This window comes from Oceanicaulis sp. UBA6590, assembly GCF_002433705.1.
Classification (GTDB): Bacteria; Pseudomonadota; Alphaproteobacteria; order Caulobacterales; family Maricaulaceae; genus Oceanicaulis.
The window spans coordinates 35,031-51,594 of the sequence record NZ_DJIQ01000002.1; the positions used below are offsets into that span (position 1 = coordinate 35,031).

Below are 16,564 nucleotides of genomic sequence, written 5' to 3' on the forward strand. Positions count from 1 at the left end.
TACTTCAACGACGCCCAGCGCCAGGCGACCAAGGATGCGGGCAAGATCGCGGGTCTGGAAGTTCTGCGCATCATCAACGAGCCGACCGCGGCTGCGCTCGCTTACGGCCTCGACAAGGGCGATAACCGCACCATCGTCGTCTACGACCTCGGCGGCGGCACCTTCGACGTGTCCGTGCTGGAAATCGGCGATGGCGTCTTTGAAGTGAAAGCCACCAATGGCGATACCTTCCTGGGCGGCGAAGATTTCGACATGCGTATCGTCGAATACCTCGCAGACGAGTTCAAAAAGGAAACCTCGATCGACCTGCGCCAGGACAAGCTGGCCCTGCAGCGTCTGAAAGAGGAAGCGGAGAAGGCCAAGAAAGAGCTGTCTTCCGCCTCGTCCTATGAAGTGAACCTGCCCTTCATCACCGCCGACGCCTCCGGTCCGAAACACCTGAACATGAAGCTCTCCCGCGCCAAGCTGGAAAGCCTGGTGGACGACCTGATCAAGCGCACCATCGAGCCGTGCAAGAACGCGCTCAAGGATGCGGGCATCTCGGCGTCCGAGATCGACGATGTGGTGCTGGTGGGCGGCATGACCCGCATGCCCAAGGTCCAGGAAGCGGTGAAAGGCTTCTTCGGTCGCGACCCGCACAAGGGCGTGAACCCGGATGAAGTGGTCGCCATGGGCGCCGCCATCCAGGCCGGCGTGCTGCAGGGCGATGTGAAGGACGTGCTGCTGCTGGACGTCACCCCGCTGAGCCTCGGCATCGAGACCCTGGGCGGCGTGTTCACCCGTCTCATCGACCGCAACACGACCATCCCGACCAAGAAGTCCCAGACCTTCTCCACCGCGGACGACAATCAGACCGCTGTGACGATCCGGGTCTTTCAGGGCGAGCGCGAGATGGCGGCGGACAACAAGCTGCTGGGCCAGTTCGACCTTGTGGGCATTCCGCCGGCGCCGCGCGGCATGCCGCAGATCGAGGTGACCTTCGATATCGACGCCAACGGCCTTGTGAATGTGTCCGCCAAGGACCAGGCCACCGGCAAGGAACAGGCGATCCGCATCCAGGCCTCTGGCGGTCTGTCCGACAGCGATATCGAGCAAATGGTCAAGGACGCCGAGGCGAACGCCGACGCGGACAAGAAGCGCCGTGAGCTCGTGGATGCGAAGAACAATGCTGAAGCGCTGATCCACCAGACCCAGAAACAGGTCGAGGAGTTCGGCGACAAGGTGTCGGCCGAGGACAAGTCCGCGATCGAGGATGCGATCAAGGAGCTGGAAGGCGTCAAGGAGGGTGAAGACCCTGAAGCGATCCAGCAGAAGACCCAGGCCCTGATGCAGGCGGCCATGAAGCTGGGCGAGGCCATGTACGCCGCCCAGCAGGCCGATGGCGGGGAAGCCGCTGCGAAAGCGGATTCCGAAGCCGAGGAAGGCGTGGTCGACGCCGAGTTCACCGAGGTGAGCGACGACGACGACGACAAGAAAAGCGCCTAACGCTTGACCAGACGAGGCGCGCGGCCCCGTCCCGCATCAGGGGCGGGGCCGTGTTGCTTCAGGCTGAAACTCCAAACACCGGACCGCACGCATGAGCAAACGCGATTATTATGAGGTTCTGGGCGTCGCCAAGGATGCCGACGCGAAGGCGATCAAGTCCGCCTATCGCAAGCTGGCGATGAAATACCATCCCGACCAGAACCCTGATGACGCCGAAGCCGAAGCCAAGTTCAAGGAAGTCGGCGAGGCCTACGCCATTCTGTCAGATGCGGACAAGCGCGCCGCCTATGACCGGATGGGCCACGCAGCCTTCCAGCAGGGCGGCGCTGGCGGCGGCCACCCGTTCGGCGGCGGCGCGGGCGCGGCGGATTTTGCGGATATCTTCGAGCAGGTGTTTGGCGACGCCTTCGGCATGGGCGGCGGGCGTCGCGGCGGCGGACGGCGGTCCGGACCTTCGCGAGGCTCGGACCTGCGCTATGACATGCAGATCAGCCTCGAGGAAGCCTATCACGGCAAGGACGCGAATATCCGCGTGCCCACCACCGTCACCTGTGAACGCTGTGAGGGCGACGGCGCCGAGCCGGGCACCGGCGTGACCACGTGTGAAACCTGTGCGGGCGCAGGTCGTATCCGGCGCACCCAGGGCTTCTTCACCATGGAACAGACCTGTCCGACCTGCGGCGGGCGCGGCTCCTATGTCGAAACGCCCTGTCAGGAATGCGATGGCGCGGGCCGGGTGCGCAAGACGCGCGATCTGCGCGTGCAGATCCCGGCAGGGGTCGAGGACGGCATGCGCATCCGCCTGGCCGGTGAAGGTGAAGCCGGTGCGCGCGGCGGGCCCAAGGGCGATCTCTATATCTTCGTCTCGGTCGGCCATCATGACCTGTTTGAACGCGATGGACCGAACCTGTATTGCCGGGCGCCGGTCTCCATGGTGACGGCGGCGCTGGGCGGGGAGATCGACGCGCCGACCATTGATGGCGGCAAGGTCAAGATCCGCATCCCCGAAGGCGCGCAGACCGGCGAACGCATGCGCCTGCGCAACAAGGGCATGGTCAAGCTCAATGGCGGCGGCGCCCGCGGCGACATGTATGTGGAGCTGTTTGTGGAGACCCCGCGCAAGATGACCGAGCGCCAGAAGGAGATCCTGCGCGAGTTCTGCGAGATTTCCGGCGCGGGCTGCAATCCCGAGAGCGATGGCTTCTTCAACAAGGTCAAACGCTTCTGGGATGATATCAGCGGGGATGACGAGCACGGCCAGCGCCCCGACGCCTGACGGGCGTCCCGCCTGCGGGACTTACGCTTTTTTCACCTAAAGGCGCGATGACAAAGCGTCAGGTTGTGAGGGGCGTCATGTCGGGATCCAGCATTCATATCGCCGTTACGGGCATTTCGGGTCGGCTCGGTCGGGCGATCGCCACCGAGGTCATTCGCGCCAGCGACCTGTCGCTGGTGGGCGGAATGGTCAGCTCGGATTCGGCCAATCTGGGCGCTGACCTCGGAGAGCTCTGCTCGGCGGGCTTTCTCGGGATCGAGACCGTCGTTTCCCTCGAGCAGACGGCGGATCAGGCGGATGTCCTGATCGATGCCTCCTTGCCCAAGGTGACGAGCGCCATCGCGCCGCGCCTCGCCGCCATGGGCAATCGCGCGCTGGTCACCGGCGTGACCGGCCTCGACAAGGATCAGCAGGCGGCTCTGGAGCACGCCGCCGAAACGATCCCGGTCCTGCAGGCCAGCAATTTCTCGCTTGGCGTTGCGCTCGTCGAACGCCTTGTGTCGCAAGCCGCCCGGGCGCTGGCGGACGATCATTTCGATCTCGAGATCGTGGAAGCCCATCACAAACGCAAGGCCGATTCTCCGTCCGGAACAGCGCTGAGCCTTGGCGAAGCCGCCGCCAGGGCGCGGGGCGTTGAGCTCGAGGATGTGGCCCAGTTCTCACGCCCGCGTCAGGACGGCCATCGACCGGTCGGCGCGATCGGGTTCAGCGCCATTCGCGGCGGCGGCGTGGTTGGCGAGCACGAAGCCCGTTTCCTGTCCGCGTTCGAGGAAGTCAGCATTTCCCACAAGGCGTATGACCGGTTTATCTTCGCCCAGGGCGCGCTGGAAGCGGCGCGCTGGATCAAGGGCAAGGCGCCGGGCCTCTACACCATGCAGGACGTACTGGGTGACTGAACAGACCGATGACCCTCGCAGCCCCTATCTGGAAGTGAGGCTGCATCGCCTGTCGCCCTTGCCGCCGGTTCTGACCGGGATTCTGATCAGCGCCCTGCTCTACGCCCTCTATCTTCTCTATTCGGTCGAGGTGGGCCAGCCCATCATCGAACAGACCAACGGGAGCGTCGGCTTCAACAACGCCGCCTGGGCGGCTCTGGTGATCTGTCTGATCTTCGGCGTCGCCACGACCATGCCCGCGATCACTCAGCGGCAATGGCAGGCCTCCTTGCCCCAACTGAAAGCGGTGCTGGATGAAAAAGGCCGCCTTCAGGTCGAGGCGATGGCGACAGGACCGTCGCGAAAGCATTCCTGGCGCTCGCTTCTGGCGTTCCTGGCGGGCGCGGCGGGGGGTGTTCTGGTCAATCTCTGGCTGCTCAATCCGCCCAATCTGAGCTGGTCCGAATACTGGAGCACGATCTCGCCCTTCTTTGCGATCATGAATGCGGTCGTGTTCGGACTGGCGGCGCGCGGCGGCTATATGGTCCGGTATGAGGATCGCGAGATGCGGGAGCTTGTGGAGACCCATCTGCAGGTCGATCTCGCACATCTTGAGCGCAATCAGATCTTCGGCCGTCTGGCCCTGCGCGGCGCTCTGGCCTGGCTGGTGATGACCGCGGTCATCCTGCTGCTCTTTGTGGATTCAACGCCGGCTCCGATCTCGGCGACCGCCCTGGTGCTGGCGCTGATTGCATCGGGCTATGCGTTCGCCTCTACCATCGGGCCGGTCGTGCGCAAATGCTCGGCCGTGCGCGATGCGGCGCTTCAGTCGGTGCGGGAACAGATCACTGCGAGCGGCGACGCCGCCCTGAAAGGCGCGCCGGGCGGCGCGCCTCTGTCAGAGCTGATCGCCTATGAAAACTGGCTTGAGAAGCTGCCGGTCTGGCCAATCTCGGCGCCGGTGACCCGGCGCCTGGCGCTATACGGCTTCATTCCGGTGCTGGCCTGGTTCGGGTCGGCGGCGGCGGAGCTGGTGCTCAACCGCTTTACCTGAAGTCAGGCGTGGCCGAACAGGTCCGGCTGCCGCGTCAGGCTTTCAAAATCGGGACGCTGGGCCGGGCTGCGCAGGCGCGACAGCGTGCGGCTGGGCGGCGGCGCGACGACCGGAGCCGGGGCTTTGAGTTCCAGGCCCAGATGGGTCGCCTTGGCGCGGATGGCGTTGTCAGGGCGACCGAGCTTCAGGCTGATCAGGCGCAGGCTGGCGCCCTGGCGGGCCAGAGCCTTGAGCAGTTTCACATCCTCTCCGCGCCAGCGCTTGCCAGCGTTGCGGGCATATCCGGCAGATTTGGTTGCATACGCCATGGTCCACTCCTTACAGGAAGGAACATAAGCGGAACATCTGTTCCCGTCAAGAGGCCAGCAAAAAGGCCCGCCTTGCGAGCGGGCCTTTGAGGGTTGGACATCTTACCAGCTGCCGGTGTTTTCCATGCTGGCCCAGGGCTCTGACGGTTCGAGCGCCTCGCCCTCCTGCAAAAGCTCGACCGAGATGCCGTCGGGGCTTTTGACAAAGGCCATGCGGCCATCCCGCGGGGGACGGTGAATGACATAGCCCATGGAGGCGAGGCGGCCGCACAGGGCGTAGATGTCTTTCACTTCATAGGCGATGTGACCGAAATTGCGCCCCGACGCATAGGTTTCAGGGTCCCAGTTATAGGTCAGCTCGATCATCGGCGCGCCCTTGGGCAGGATTTTCGATTCCCCGATGACGCCCGATTTGGCGATGTCGTCCCGGCTGGCGAGGAAGATCAGGGTGAAGCGGCCGGCTTCATTGTCGGTGCGGCGCACTTCTTTGAGGCCCAGGCCGTCGCAATAGAATTTCAGCGACGCGTCGATATCGGTGACGCGCACCATGGTGTGCAGGAAGTGCATGTAACGCTCCTTGTGAGAGGATCAGCTGTCAGTGTCGGCGGGGGCGGAGTCGATCTTGATCTTGCGCGCCCATTTGGGACGCGGCCGCCAGCCCGTGTCTTCGATCGGTTCGCCCCTGGCCCGGGCAAGAGCGTGGTTGAAGGGTTCGGGGGCGCGCAGATGATGTAGGCGCGCAATCACCGCAGCGAAAGCCGCCCAGATGAAAACCACGCCGAAGAACAGCGCGAACATGAAGACATAGCCCGTGCGTCCGCCCCATTCGGGTGCGCCGTTTATGCGCCAGATCACATCATAGAGCGCGGGCACCGCCAGTAGCGCGACGGGGCTGATGAGGATGGCGGCGCCGGCGGATGCGGCGGCGTAGAGCGTCCAGCGCGGCTGGAAGCAGGAGACATACAAACGGATGAATTCGGCTTCGCTCACACCCTTGATGGTGCCGGGCTTCTCCGCCTTGCGGGTCTGGTATTCCGCGTGCGCTTCCTCGGTCAGGCCGCGCACGGACACCCACCAGCGTACGAGGCAGGCCAGGATGAAGAGGACGAAGACGCCCCCGAGAATGAAGAGAGACAGATCGAACATGAGACGGCTTTTAACCCGTCGCGGCCTCATAGGCGAGCATTGCGCGCTTACGATCGAGACCCCAGTGATAGCCGGTCAGGCGGCCATCCGCCGCGAGCACGCGATGACAGGGGATCAGCCAGCTGATCGGGTTCGCGCCCACAGCCGCGCCGGTGGCCCGGGCCGCGCCCGCCTTGCCCGCGGCTGCGGCGATATCGCCATAGCTGACCGTGCAGGCGGCAGGGATGGTCAGCAGCGCCCGCCAGACCTGACGCCGGAAGGGCGCGCCGTAGAGCGCCAGCGGCACGGAGGCTTCGCCCGCCGCCGCATCAAACACTCGCCCGGCCCAGTCGGACGCGAGCGCATCATCACGCGCATATTGCGCCTGAGGAAAGCGCCGGGCGAGGTCCTGAAAGGCGTCGTCCTCCTCGCCGCGACTGCAGAAGGCGAGCCCGGACAGTCCGCGCGGCGCGATCACGAACACCGCAACGCCGAAAGGGGAGGGTGCGAAGCCATAGCGAAAATCGAGCCCGGACCCGCCGGATTTCACATCGCCAGGGGTCGCCGCTTCCTCGGCGATGAAGATGTCATGCAGGCGCGAGGGACCGGACAGGCCGGTCTCCAGCGCGGCGTCGAGCACGCTCGCCCCGTCCACCAGCAGCTTGCGGGCGCTGGCGTGGGTCAGCGCCTGAACGAGTTTTTTCGGGCTGGCGCCGGTCCAGCGGGTGAAGACCCGTTGGAAATGATGCGGTGACAGGCCCGCCGCTTTCGCCGCGGCCGCAAGATCAGGCTGCTCGCGCCAGTGCTCGGACAGGAAGTCGAGCGCGGCGACCACGCGATCATAATCGCTGGCGCGGATTTTCAGCCGGTCTGCCGGAGAGAGCGTATCGAGGTCAGCGGTCATGAGCGCACCCTGCCGCGCGCCGTCAGGCCCCGCCACCTGATTCTTGCGCCCATTGCGGACCCCGCGCCCGGCGCGCGGTCTCAAGAGCGTCACGGATGGCGTCAGCGAGGCTCTCGCGTTCTCGGGGCGACAGCCAGCTGCCGACAATCAGGCTCTTGCCCATGGCGGTCAGGCGGGTCTGGACATCGGGTTCGCCCTCACCCTCGACAATGACGCGCGTCCAGGCGCTGGGCAGGACGAACTGGATGAGATGGCCGGTGGGGAAACGGCGGATGACGCGGATTTCCTCGCGGGTGATCTTGATGGATTCCATGCGACGTCCGTCCCGATAGGAGAGCATGAAGCCGATCCAGATCAGGAGGACGTCGAGGCCGAAAAAGCCCATCACCGGCCAGGCGCCCATGGCCATGAACGCGATGCCGGCGGAAAAGCTGATCACGCCCATGGCGATCATCAGGGCGATGAAACCGGGATTGGGCAGGGAGCGATTGGGGCGGACCTGCGCATCCATGAACAGCGCCTCGCCCTCCGAAAGCGGGGGTGCGGTATGGTCTGCAGGCCAGGTTTCTATGAGCCGACGCCGTTCCATGCCGGACAAAATAGGGCGCGGGTCGGGCTCTGGCCAGCTTGGCCTCTAGCCGAAGACGGTCACCATCTGCCGGCCCTTGGCGACGCATTCGCCGTTGGTGTTCCAGATCGTCATGTCCTGGGTCGAAAAACCGCCGCGCACATGGTCGGCGCGGCTTTCCAGGAGCCACCAGCCGTCACGTGTTCTGGGTTCATCGGTGAGAAAATCCACCATCCAGGTCATCGAGGACAAGGGCGTCGGCGCGCTCAGAAGCGGCGCCAGCGCCGGAGCGAGCGCGTCGCCGAGCGTCAGCAGCGCTATCGACATGTCTCGCGCCGCCGGATCGGCATGGCGCACCCACATGCGGATGACCGGCTTCTCGCTCTGGGTGAAGGGCACGCCGCCGCCCGCCCAGACGAACTCGAAATTGCGGGTGAACACCGGGGCGCCGTCCGGGAAGGTGAGCGTCTCGGTTCCCGCATCGGGCGCTGTCGCGCGCTCGGGCATGCGCGGCGCGTTCATCTGATAGGCGGACTCCCGTTCACCCGCGAAGGTGAACACCGTCTCCACGCCGATCCCGGCCTCGCCCGACAACCGCGCCCGCACGGAGCAGGCGGTGCGGCCCTCGCGCAGCTTTTCCGCTTCCACTGTCAGCAGGCCGGCGCTGGGGCCGACGAAATTGATCATGGCGCTGCGCAGAGGGCGTCCGTTGGCATGGGGCAGGGCCGCCTGCAGACACAGGCCCGATGACAGCCCGCCATAGACGGTGCGGCCCTGTTTCCACTGATCCGGCACATCCAGCTCGAATGTGGTGAGGGCCGGGTCATGATGGGCGAGCAACTGGGCGATGGACATGAGGACTCACGAGGCTGGCGCGTGGACAGGGGAGCGGCATCAAGCCCGAACCGCTCTCGGAGGGCAAGCGCTGGCCGCTGAAGTCTGTCGCGAAGATGAATGACTTGGCCTTTCTCACGCCCAAATCCCGGTCTAGACAGGACCCATGAACACGACAGCTTTTCTCCTCTCCGCCGCGCTGACGCTGATTTCCGGCGCCCAGCAGCACACCGAAGCGCCCGCCGAGGCCCTGGCTGAGCCGCTGCCTGAAGCGCAAGCCGTCGAGACGGCGCCGGGTCAGATCACGCCTGAAGCCGGCGCCGATCGCGCCCAGGCCTGGCTGGAAGGGCTCGATACGCTCCGCGCCCGGTTCGAGCAGATCGCCGCGGACAATTCCGAGACCGCCGGCGTTCTGGAGATCGATCGTCCGGGCAGGGCGCGCTTTGACTATGACGATCCCAATCCGGTGCTCGTCGTGGCGGACGGGTCGACCGTGGCGATCGCCGACTTTGATCTGGAAACGATTGATCGCGCGCCCATCGGCGCCACGCCGCTGCGTTTCCTGCTCGAGGACGATCTCGATCTCGCCGGGTCTGGCGCTGTGGTGGATGCGGGTCGCTATGACGGGCGGCTGTTCGTGACGCTGGAAGATCCGGAGGGAGAGGTTCAGGGCCGGCTGACGCTGGTCTTTGAGGACGCGACCCCTGACGCCGGTCCCGAGACCATGGCGCTGGCGGGCTGGTATGCGGTCGACGCCATGGGCGGCCTCACCGAAGTGAAGCTGACCGAGGTCGAGACCGGCGTGCGCATCAGCCCGCGCCAGTTCATCCTTGATGATGAGGACGTGATGGGCGGAGACCGCCGCCGTCGCGGGCGCTAGGGCCTAGAGCGCCCACCAGAACAGCAGCGCCGCCAGACCCAGACGGTAGATCACGAAGGGCAGGAAGCCCAGACGGTCCACCACGCGCATCAGCACGGCGATCGAGGCGAGGGCGGCGACAAAGGACAGCGCCGCCACGATCAGCCCGTCGGTCAGCGAATGGGCGGTGTCCGCCCCCCGCGCCAGCTCGATCACCGCCAGCAGGCCGAAGGCGGCGATCACCGGCACGGCCATCAGCATGGAGAACCGCGCCGCTTCGCTGCGGGTCATGCCGAGCGCGCGGGCGGCGGTCATGGTGACGCCCGAGCGTGATGAACCGGGGATGAGCGCGACCATTTGCGCCACACCGATCAGAAAGGCCCCGCGCCAGCTGAGGGTCTCGGTGGTCACGGTCTGCTTGCCGAAATGGTCCGCCAGCCAGAGCGGAACCGCCAGGATCAGCGTCGCCCAGGCGATCACCAGCGGCGAACGCAGCGCATCCGCCATGCCGGAAATGTAAAGTCCGCCGCCGGCGATCAGCACGGGCGGGGTGGCGAGGGCGATCAGCAGCGCCAGCTTGCCGCCGGGCGTGATCTGGCCCTTGAGGAGCGCGAGCTTGCCGGTCGCCACATTCACCACGTCAGCGCGGAAATAGACCAGCACGGCGAAGAGCGTGCCCAGATGCGCCATGACGTCTATGAGCGGGCCCTGGTCCGCATCCCCCAGCACTTGCGGGGCGAGGATGAGATGCGCCGAGGATGAGATGGGGAGAAACTCTGTGATCCCTTGGACGATCGCCAGAATAATGAGATGAAGAAGGCCCATGGCGTCACTTTCCCCCCGCTGGTACGGCGGCAGAGTGCGCGCGATTGATGCGATCGCCAAGAGGCAATGCCGTTTGGACAACACATGATGGAAGTCAGCCATGGCGCATGACGCTCTGGAGGCCGGGCCGGGCAAGCTCGCCCCTGAAGACGCCCGCAAGATCACCGGTCGGGTCACCCGGCTCTCGGTCATGGTGGCGGCGACGCTGGTCGTGGCGAAGCTCGTCTCCTGGATCCTGTCCGGCTCGGTCGCGATGCTGGCGTCTCTGGCGGATTCCTCGCTGGATCTGGTGGCCTCGCTGACGACCTTCTTCGCGGTGCGTTACGCTTCCAGCCCGGCGGACGCCGAGCATCGCTATGGGCATGGCAAGGCGGAAGCCCTGGCGAGCCTTCTGCAGGCTCTGCTGGTGGCGCTGTCGGCGGGCTATCTGATCCACGAATCCTGGAACCGTTTCACCAATCCCCAGCCGCTGGAGGCCGGCGCCATCGCCCTGTCGGTCATGGCGCTCTCGATCGCGCTGACCCTGGGGCTGGTCTGGGCGCAGACCCGGGCTGTCAAGCAGACCGGCTCGCTGGCGGTCACGGGCGACCGGGCGCACTATTTCGCCGATCTCAGCTCGAACATGGTGGTCGTGGGCGGTCTGGTGCTGGCGCTGGTGGGGATCGAACGCGCCGACCCGATCATGGGCTTCGTCGTGGTGCTGTGGTTGTTCTGGACGGCCTTTACCGTAGGGCGTGACGCCATTTCCGCCCTGATGGATCGCGAATTGCCCGATGAGGAGCGCGAACAGATCATTGCGCTCGCCGAGGATGATCCGCGGGTTCTGGGCGTGCATCAGTTGCGCACGCGCGCCTCTGGGCCCTTCATCCATATCCAGATGCATATGGAGCTCGATCCTGATCTCACCCTGACCCGGGCCCATGCCATCCTAGTGGCGGCGGAAGCGCGGGTGATGGCGGCCTATCCGGCGGCGGATGTGCTGATCCATCCCGATCCCAAGGGCCGGGCGGCGCCCCATGGCAACGCCTATTTCGGCAAGGACGGCGCCTCGAGTGCAGGTCCAGCAGATGAACCGGCTTAAGCCGTTCGCCGAACACGGTTAGGGTGGGGCCATGCGTATCTTGCACCATTGGCCTCTTGATCCCTGGTCCCGACAGGTCCGTCTCGCGCTTGCCGAGAAGAAGCTCGATTTCGAGGTCGAGTACCAACGCTTCTGGGATATGCCGGACGACCTTGTCGCGCTCAATCCCACCGGCTTGCCGCCGGTTCTGGTGGAAGAGACCGAAAAGGGCCGCACCGCCCTGTGCGAGACCCGCGCGATCCTGGAGTATCTTGAGGAAACCCACCCCGAGCCAGCGCTTCTGCCCGGCGGTCCGGCGGATCGCGCCGAGGCGCGGCGGCTTGCAGCCTGGTTCGATGTGAAGTTCACCGCCGAGGTGAACGCCTACCTCTTGCACGAAAAGCTCGAAAAGCGCGTGCAGTCGCTCGGCGCGCCGGATATGGAGGCGATCCGCATCGGACGCGACATGCTGCGCTGGCATCTCGACTATATGTGCGGGCTGCTTGATCAGCGCGACGGTCTGGCCGGGCCGCGCTTTACGCTGGCCGATCTCGTCGCCGCGGCGCACCTGTCCTGCATCGACTATCTCGGGGATGTGCCCTGGGAGGACTTCCCGGCCGCCAAGGCCTGGTATCAGCGCATCAAGTGCCGTCCCTCCTTCCGCGCCATTCTGGCGGACCGCCTGCCGGGCTGCCCGCCCGTGGACGGCTATCAGGATCTGGATTTCTAGCCATGTCTGCGCCTGAAGCCCAGGCCGAGCGGGTCAAGGCGCTGGCGCTGGAGGCCGGCTTTTCCGTCGTGCGCGTCACCCGCGCGGATGAACCCTGGGAGGCGGGCGCGCGGCTGAAAGAGTTCGTTGGCGAGGGGCGACATGGCGATATGGCGTGGATGGAAGACACGCTGGATCGGCGGTCCCATCCCACGGCCATGTGGCCGGACGCGAAATCGGCGGTTGTGGTGGGCCTTGATTACGGCCCCGAGCACGATCCGCTGGCGATCCTTGAGCGGCGCGACGAGGCCGCAATCAGCGTCTATGCGCAGAACAAGGATTATCACGACGTTCTCAAGAAGCGCCTGAAGCGCTTCGCCGGCGCGTTTCACCGCGAGACCGGGGCCGAGGTGAAAGTGTTCGTGGACACCGCCCCCCTGATGGAAAAGCCGCTGGCGCACAAATCCGGCCTCGGCTGGCAGGGCAAGCACACCAATCTCGTCAGCCGCAGCCATGGCAGTTGGCTGTTTCTGGGCGTAATGCTGACCGCGGCTGAGCTGGAGCCGGATGCGCCGGAGACCGATCATTGCGGCTCGTGCCGGGCGTGCCTGGATATCTGTCCGACAAAGGCCTTCCCGGCCCCTTACCAGATCGATGCGCGGCGCTGCATCTCTTATCTGACCATCGAGAACAAGGGCCCGATTCCGGTCGAGTTCCGCAAGCCCATGGGCAACCGGATCTATGGCTGTGACGATTGCCTGGCCGTGTGCCCGTGGAACAAGTTTGCGCAAGCCAGCGCGGAAGCCGCGTTTCACCCGCGTGAGGCGTTGACCGGACCGAAGCTCTCGGAACTGGCGAGGCTCGATGACATGGCCTTTCGGGAGTTCTTTCGCGGCTCGCCCATCAAGAGGATCGGGCGGGACCGCTTCGTCCGGAATGTGCTGATTGCGCTGGGCAATAGCGAGAATCCAGCACTGGCGGACCAAGCCGCGGACCTGCTGGATGACCCGTCAGAGCTCGTGCGCGGCGCGGCGATCTGGGCGCTCGCGCAGCTCGATCCTGTCCGGTTTGACGCTGAAAAGGCGAAACGGGCCGGCGCAGAGGCCAGCCCGGACGTGCGTTCGGAATGGGAGAGCGCCTAGGCTTCGCCGATGCGCGGCGGGCCGCCCTTGTCGGCCTGGCTGGGGCCGAAGGCGCGATTGAGCAGGTGAGAGCTGTCCTGGGCCAGCTCGATGGCCTCGGTCAGATGCTCGAGCACTTTGACGTTGTTGGCCAGCACATGCAGCGCTTCAGGACGCAGATCATGAGAGATCTTGGTGCAGCGCAGGAGCACGTCGGCGCGGAGTTCGAGCAGGATGTCTTCCAGCTTGCGGCCGGACGGATTTTCTTCAGACACCAGATAGCGGGTCATGTCCGCCTCCGTGGATTACAATCAGAGCCTGAACTCTACACCCGCACCCCCTCATTTTTAGTAAACGCAGGGGGATGGCCTTGAAGCGCAAGCGGTTTGCGGCCAGCTTGCAGGCCAGAAACTCAGGAGGACATGATGGCGGACAAAATTGGCGCACAAGCCCTGATCAATCAGCTTTCAGGCTGGGAGGCGGTCGAGAACCGCGATGCGGTGCGCAAGGTCTTCAAGTTTGATGACTTCAAGAGCGCCTTCGCCCTGATGACCCAGGTGGCGATGAAGGCCGAGCAGATGGACCATCACCCGGAATGGTTCAATGTCTACAACACGGTGGACATCACCTTATCGACCCATGATGCCGATGGCGTCACCAAGCTCGATCTCGAGCTGGCGCAATTCATCGAGGAGCGCGCTGCGGTCCTGAACAAGGGCTAGAGTCTGACGGTCAGGTCAGGTGGCGTGAATGATGACGGTGTCGAGCACGACCGTCGCCTGACCCGGGCCGATCACGCGATCGGTTTCTTCCTGCAACAGGCGGGCGATCACGTCGGCGTCCGGGATTTGGCCCCAGCGATACATCCGGCCCGAATACAGCAGCATGGCCTGGGAATAGGCGTCGCGAAGCCAGATCTGGCGTTCGGCGATCACCTGCCGGGTCCGGCTGTGAGGCGCGTCGAGCGCCAGGCCGACCTGCAACAGGCCCCGCATGCGGAAATCCGCTTGCACCGAGGCGCGCACAGGCTCCATGCGCACATAGCTCGTCGCATGGGTCAGAGACCGGCCCATGGATTCTTCGGGAGCGGGTTCGGAGGGGGCGCCATGCCCGCCGCTTCCGCCGCCCCCTCCACCGCCGCCGCCGCCAAGGGCGTAGGCGGGCGCAGAGACCAGAAGGCCGCACAGGGCGCAGAGCCCGAGTATGTGACGCAAGGTTTTCATGAGGCCTTCTTACCCTTTTGAGGTAAAGAAATCGTATGGCTCCGCTTGTTCTGATGCGAGGCTGGTCTAGCTTGGTCAGCCAGATGCCTTGAGGGGGACGGAATGAAAAAATCTCTATTCGCAGCAACGGGTTTGATGATCGCCGCGTGTGTCGCCCCGGGCGCCGCCCTGGCTCAGATGGCGGAAGGCTCCCAGTCCAGCCCCCTGCCGCGAAATTATGTCGCAGCCGGCGCGGCCATGCTGCCGGACTATGCCGGGTCGGATGATTATCGCGTCATTCCTTTCGGTGCGGCGCGGTTTGAACTCGCTGGCGTGTCCTTCCGCACGCAGGGGCCGGGGCTGGCGGCCAGCCTTTATGAAAACGGACCGTGGGAGCTGGGCGCCTATGTGCGCTGGTCGGGCGGCCGTGACGATGTGGAGGACGAGATTGTCGATCGTATGCGCGACGTGGATTCCTCCCTCATCACCGGTGGTTATGCCCGCGTGACCCTGGCCGAGAACGTCTTGTCTGAACGCGACCGCTTCGGTCTGGGCGTGGATCTGGGCGTGGATGCGCTGGGCAATTTCGACGGCCTCGCCTGGAGCGCCTCGGCCGATTATGGCGTCATGGTCTCGCGCGGCGTGTTTGCCGCCCTGTCGGCCTCGGTCAGCGGCTTTTCCGATGATTATGCCGACACCCTGTTCTCGGTCGATGCGGTGGACGCCGCCGCTACGGGCCTGTCGCTCTACACGGCGGAAGGCGGCGTGCGCGATGTGGGTGTGACGGCCATTCTGGACGTCGCAGTCAGCCAAAGCTGGTCGGTCACCGGGGTTGCGGGCTATTCACGCCTTGTCGGCGACTACGCCGACAGCCCGATCGTGTCAGAGCGCGGCAGCGAGGATCAGGTCTTCCTTGGCCTCGCGCTGGGGCGTCGCTTCTAGGGGCGAAACCCAACACAACAGACACAGCAAGCGCCGCCTTCGGGCGGCGTTTTCATTTCCTGAAGGTGTTGGGAAGGAACTGGTGGAGCCGAGGGGAATCGAACCCCTGACCTCGTCATTGCGAACGACGCGCTCTCCCAACTGAGCTACGGCCCCGTTCCAGAGGATGCGTGAGGTACGGTCCGCGCTCGCGCTTGTCAAGCGGTGGCGCCACCGACCAATGATTGACGTTTGCGTAAACTGCGCTTCGTTATAAAACATGCGCCATGGGTGAGGGGTCAGGACTTTCCGATGGGGTGCAACTCCATCTGTATGGTCTGGGAGATGGCGCGCAGAGCGTGATCTTCCAGATGCTGTCCCATGGGCTGATCGCAGGCGCCTACGCCCTGATCGCCGGGACGCTGATCTGGCAGATGCGGTGTAACAAGTCGCTGATCCGCCTGAAGATGGTGCGCTCGATCACCGTGCTGGCCTCACTGGCGGCCATTGCCCATCTGGCGCGGCTTGTCTCTGTCAATGCGCCGCATCCCTGGATTGACGGCCTGGTCTATCTGACAAGCGCCGCCTTTGGTCTGTGCGGGGCGCTCCTGCTCTGGTACTGGCTGCCGCAAATGCTCGCCATGGCGCAGGAGCGGCGCCTGACCCCGGTCAACATGGTCAAGCGCGAAGACTATCAGGCCTTGCAGAAGAAGATCGACAACACCCATGCGGGGCTTCAGCGATTCGCCACGGCGGCGTCTCATGATCTGCGTGCGCCCTTGCGGCATATCTCCGTTTTCGCTGGCCTGATCGCGCGCGAGGAGGCGGAGACGCTGAGCCCGGCGGGACGCGATTATCTGGAGCGTCTGACGGGCTCCGTGGACCGGATGCAGGAGCTGACCACCGCGCTGGTGGAGTATGTGCGGGCGATCAGCGCCGACCATGTTCCCGTGCGTCTGGACCTGCAGGAAGTCATTCGGACCATCCGGTCCGAAATGAAGGTCGAGATTGAAAGTCAGGGCGCGCAGATCGAGGTTGCGCCCATGCCGGCGGTCTGGGCGGACGAGCGGCTCGTGACTCTGGTGATCACTCACCTCATTGATAACGCGCTCAAATTCTCCAAGGACGTTCCAGTTGTGAGACTCTATGCGCGGGGCGTTGAAGAGGGCTGGGTCGAGATCGCGGTCGAGGATGAGGGGCCGGGCGTCGATCCCCGCCAGAGCGAGATGATCTTTGATGTGCTGTTCCGCATGTCCACGGGGCCGGCGGAGGGGGTGGGTCTGGGCCTCGCCCTGTGCAAGCAGGTGATCGAGGCGGCGGGCGGACGCATCTGGCTCGATACCGACTATGAGGCCGGCGCGCGTTTCGTGCTGACGCTTCCCGCTGCGCCCTGAGTCTGAGCGAAGCTGCTTGTCAGCCCGGCCCGGCGAGGGCTAGA

At 65.0% G+C, this 16,564-nt stretch carries 20 protein-coding genes and 1 tRNA gene; 11 read left to right on the plus strand and 10 right to left on the minus strand.

The window, feature by feature from the left end; genetic code table 11:
• The 4 genes from dnaK to B2Z70_RS00390 form a co-directional block, all read left to right on the plus strand.
• A partial coding sequence (dnaK, locus tag B2Z70_RS00375; protein ID WP_292979867.1) for a molecular chaperone DnaK occupies positions 1 to 1,485 on the plus strand: 1,485 nt, incomplete at its 5' end.
• 91 nt (positions 1,486 to 1,576) lie between these two features.
• Positions 1,577 to 2,761 carry a molecular chaperone DnaJ gene (gene dnaJ / locus B2Z70_RS00380; protein WP_009802499.1) on the plus strand — a complete coding sequence of 395 codons (1,185 nt, stop codon included), beginning with the start codon at positions 1,577 to 1,579 and terminating at the stop codon, positions 2,759 to 2,761.
• Positions 2,762 to 2,838: 77 nt separating this feature from the next.
• Positions 2,839 to 3,657 carry a 4-hydroxy-tetrahydrodipicolinate reductase gene (gene dapB, locus B2Z70_RS00385; RefSeq protein WP_009802500.1) on the plus strand — a complete coding sequence of 273 codons (819 nt, stop codon included), beginning with the start codon at positions 2,839 to 2,841 and terminating at the stop codon, positions 3,655 to 3,657.
• Positions 3,650 to 4,690 carry a hypothetical protein gene (locus B2Z70_RS00390; protein WP_292979871.1) on the plus strand — a complete coding sequence of 347 codons (1,041 nt, stop codon included), beginning with the start codon at positions 3,650 to 3,652 and terminating at the stop codon, positions 4,688 to 4,690. The genes dapB and B2Z70_RS00390 overlap by 8 nt, the downstream gene beginning before the upstream one ends.
• Positions 4,691 to 4,692: 2 nt before the next feature.
• Here the strand turns inward: B2Z70_RS00390 and B2Z70_RS00395 are convergent, their stop codons facing one another.
• The 6 genes from B2Z70_RS00395 to B2Z70_RS00420 all read right to left on the minus strand — a co-directional run bounded on the left by B2Z70_RS00395 (position 4,693) and on the right by B2Z70_RS00420 (position 8,450).
• Complete coding sequence (locus B2Z70_RS00395; RefSeq protein ID WP_292979873.1) at positions 4,693 to 4,998, minus strand: hypothetical protein; 306 nt, start codon at positions 4,996 to 4,998, stop codon at positions 4,693 to 4,695.
• A 102-nt stretch (positions 4,999 to 5,100) separates the two neighbouring features.
• Entirely contained in the window at positions 5,101 to 5,565 is a 465-nt protein-coding gene (locus B2Z70_RS00400) for a lactoylglutathione lyase (RefSeq protein ID WP_009802503.1), read from the minus strand.
• Positions 5,566 to 5,586: 21 nt separating this feature from the next.
• Positions 5,587 to 6,144 carry a hypothetical protein gene (locus B2Z70_RS00405; protein WP_292979876.1) on the minus strand — a complete coding sequence of 186 codons (558 nt, stop codon included), beginning with the start codon at positions 6,142 to 6,144 and terminating at the stop codon, positions 5,587 to 5,589.
• A gap of 10 nt (positions 6,145 to 6,154) precedes the next feature.
• Positions 6,155 to 7,027, minus strand: coding sequence for a methylated-DNA--[protein]-cysteine S-methyltransferase (locus B2Z70_RS00410; RefSeq protein ID WP_040613471.1), 873 nt, complete (start codon positions 7,025 to 7,027; stop codon positions 6,155 to 6,157).
• Between the two features lie 22 nt (positions 7,028 to 7,049).
• Entirely contained in the window at positions 7,050 to 7,538 is a 489-nt protein-coding gene (locus tag B2Z70_RS00415) for a DUF2244 domain-containing protein (protein WP_292979880.1), read from the minus strand.
• Between the two features lie 123 nt (positions 7,539 to 7,661).
• A complete protein-coding gene (locus B2Z70_RS00420) occupies positions 7,662 to 8,450 on the minus strand; it encodes a thioesterase family protein (RefSeq protein WP_292979882.1) in 789 nt (262 codons plus the stop codon).
• A gap of 145 nt (positions 8,451 to 8,595) precedes the next feature.
• On the opposite strand from B2Z70_RS00420, the gene B2Z70_RS00425 reads away from it, so the two are divergent.
• Positions 8,596 to 9,309, plus strand: a complete 714-nt coding sequence (locus B2Z70_RS00425) for a LolA family protein (protein ID WP_292979884.1) — start codon at positions 8,596 to 8,598, stop codon at positions 9,307 to 9,309.
• 3 nt (positions 9,310 to 9,312) lie between these two features.
• On the opposite strand, the gene B2Z70_RS00430 is transcribed toward B2Z70_RS00425, so the two are convergent.
• Positions 9,313 to 10,113, minus strand: coding sequence for an undecaprenyl-diphosphate phosphatase (locus tag B2Z70_RS00430; RefSeq protein WP_292979886.1), 801 nt, complete (start codon positions 10,111 to 10,113; stop codon positions 9,313 to 9,315).
• A gap of 100 nt (positions 10,114 to 10,213) precedes the next feature.
• On the opposite strand from B2Z70_RS00430, the gene B2Z70_RS00435 reads away from it, so the two are divergent.
• From B2Z70_RS00435 to queG, 3 genes are read left to right on the plus strand one after another with little or no spacing between them, the layout of a single operon-like run.
• Complete coding sequence (locus B2Z70_RS00435; RefSeq protein WP_292979888.1) at positions 10,214 to 11,194, plus strand: cation diffusion facilitator family transporter; 981 nt, start codon at positions 10,214 to 10,216, stop codon at positions 11,192 to 11,194.
• A gap of 31 nt (positions 11,195 to 11,225) precedes the next feature.
• Positions 11,226 to 11,903, plus strand: coding sequence for an FtsZ-binding protein FzlA (gene fzlA, locus B2Z70_RS00440; RefSeq protein WP_009802511.1), 678 nt, complete (start codon positions 11,226 to 11,228; stop codon positions 11,901 to 11,903).
• Positions 11,904 to 11,905: 2 nt separating this feature from the next.
• The gene (queG, locus tag B2Z70_RS00445) at positions 11,906 to 13,024 is read left to right on the plus strand and encodes a tRNA epoxyqueuosine(34) reductase QueG (RefSeq protein WP_292979891.1); all 1,119 of its coding nucleotides are present in this window, start codon (positions 11,906 to 11,908) and stop codon (positions 13,022 to 13,024) included.
• Here queG and B2Z70_RS00450 read toward each other — a convergent pair.
• Complete coding sequence (locus B2Z70_RS00450; protein ID WP_009802513.1) at positions 13,021 to 13,293, minus strand: hypothetical protein; 273 nt, start codon at positions 13,291 to 13,293, stop codon at positions 13,021 to 13,023. The two genes, queG and B2Z70_RS00450, sit on opposite strands and share 4 nt — an antisense overlap.
• Positions 13,294 to 13,425: 132 nt before the next feature.
• On the opposite strand from B2Z70_RS00450, the gene B2Z70_RS00455 reads away from it, so the two are divergent.
• A complete protein-coding gene (locus B2Z70_RS00455; protein ID WP_348764649.1) occupies positions 13,426 to 13,725 on the plus strand; it encodes a 4a-hydroxytetrahydrobiopterin dehydratase in 300 nt (99 codons plus the stop codon).
• Between the two features lie 15 nt (positions 13,726 to 13,740).
• Here B2Z70_RS00455 and B2Z70_RS00460 read toward each other — a convergent pair whose 3' ends face one another.
• The gene (locus tag B2Z70_RS00460) at positions 13,741 to 14,226 is read right to left on the minus strand and encodes a hypothetical protein (RefSeq protein WP_009802515.1); all 486 of its coding nucleotides are present in this window, start codon (positions 14,224 to 14,226) and stop codon (positions 13,741 to 13,743) included.
• A 102-nt stretch (positions 14,227 to 14,328) separates the two neighbouring features.
• Here B2Z70_RS00460 and B2Z70_RS00465 point away from each other — a divergent pair, with 102 nt between their 5' ends.
• Positions 14,329 to 15,147, plus strand: coding sequence for a MipA/OmpV family protein (locus B2Z70_RS00465; RefSeq protein WP_292979896.1), 819 nt, complete (start codon positions 14,329 to 14,331; stop codon positions 15,145 to 15,147).
• A gap of 80 nt (positions 15,148 to 15,227) precedes the next feature.
• Here the strand turns inward: B2Z70_RS00465 and B2Z70_RS00470 are convergent.
• Positions 15,228 to 15,303, minus strand: a tRNA-Ala gene (locus B2Z70_RS00470).
• A gap of 140 nt (positions 15,304 to 15,443) precedes the next feature.
• On the opposite strand from B2Z70_RS00470, the gene B2Z70_RS00475 reads away from it, so the two are divergent.
• Positions 15,444 to 16,520, plus strand: coding sequence for a sensor histidine kinase (locus B2Z70_RS00475; protein ID WP_040612626.1), 1,077 nt, complete (start codon positions 15,444 to 15,446; stop codon positions 16,518 to 16,520).
• Positions 16,521 to 16,564: the final 44 nt, after the last annotated feature.

What these genes read in the sequence shown, in the direction of transcription:
- dnaJ (WP_009802499.1), top strand. Translation starts at nt 1,577, where the DNA reads ATGAGCAAACGCGATTATTATGAGGTTCTGGGCGTCGCCAAGGATGCC.
- dapB (WP_009802500.1), top strand. Translation starts at nt 2,839, where the DNA reads ATGTCGGGATCCAGCATTCATATCGCCGTTACGGGCATTTCGGGTCGG.
- B2Z70_RS00395 (WP_292979873.1), bottom strand. Translation starts at nt 4,998, where the DNA reads ATGGCGTATGCAACCAAATCTGCCGGATATGCCCGCAACGCTGGCAAG.
- B2Z70_RS00400 (WP_009802503.1), bottom strand. Translation starts at nt 5,565, where the DNA reads ATGCACTTCCTGCACACCATGGTGCGCGTCACCGATATCGACGCGTCG.
- B2Z70_RS00405 (WP_292979876.1), bottom strand. Translation starts at nt 6,144, where the DNA reads ATGTTCGATCTGTCTCTCTTCATTCTCGGGGGCGTCTTCGTCCTCTTC.
- B2Z70_RS00410 (WP_040613471.1), bottom strand. Translation starts at nt 7,027, where the DNA reads ATGACCGCTGACCTCGATACGCTCTCTCCGGCAGACCGGCTGAAAATC.
- B2Z70_RS00415 (WP_292979880.1), bottom strand. Translation starts at nt 7,538, where the DNA reads ATGGATGCGCAGGTCCGCCCCAATCGCTCCCTGCCCAATCCCGGTTTC.
- B2Z70_RS00420 (WP_292979882.1), bottom strand. Translation starts at nt 8,450, where the DNA reads ATGTCCATCGCCCAGTTGCTCGCCCATCATGACCCGGCCCTCACCACA.
- B2Z70_RS00425 (WP_292979884.1), top strand. Translation starts at nt 8,596, where the DNA reads ATGAACACGACAGCTTTTCTCCTCTCCGCCGCGCTGACGCTGATTTCC.
- B2Z70_RS00430 (WP_292979886.1), bottom strand. Translation starts at nt 10,113, where the DNA reads ATGGGCCTTCTTCATCTCATTATTCTGGCGATCGTCCAAGGGATCACA.
- B2Z70_RS00435 (WP_292979888.1), top strand. Translation starts at nt 10,214, where the DNA reads ATGGCGCATGACGCTCTGGAGGCCGGGCCGGGCAAGCTCGCCCCTGAA.
- fzlA (WP_009802511.1), top strand. Translation starts at nt 11,226, where the DNA reads ATGCGTATCTTGCACCATTGGCCTCTTGATCCCTGGTCCCGACAGGTC.
- queG (WP_292979891.1), top strand. Translation starts at nt 11,906, where the DNA reads ATGTCTGCGCCTGAAGCCCAGGCCGAGCGGGTCAAGGCGCTGGCGCTG.
- B2Z70_RS00450 (WP_009802513.1), bottom strand. Translation starts at nt 13,293, where the DNA reads ATGACCCGCTATCTGGTGTCTGAAGAAAATCCGTCCGGCCGCAAGCTG.
- B2Z70_RS00455 (WP_348764649.1), top strand. Translation starts at nt 13,426, where the DNA reads ATGATGGCGGACAAAATTGGCGCACAAGCCCTGATCAATCAGCTTTCA.
- B2Z70_RS00460 (WP_009802515.1), bottom strand. Translation starts at nt 14,226, where the DNA reads ATGAAAACCTTGCGTCACATACTCGGGCTCTGCGCCCTGTGCGGCCTT.
- B2Z70_RS00465 (WP_292979896.1), top strand. Translation starts at nt 14,329, where the DNA reads ATGAAAAAATCTCTATTCGCAGCAACGGGTTTGATGATCGCCGCGTGT.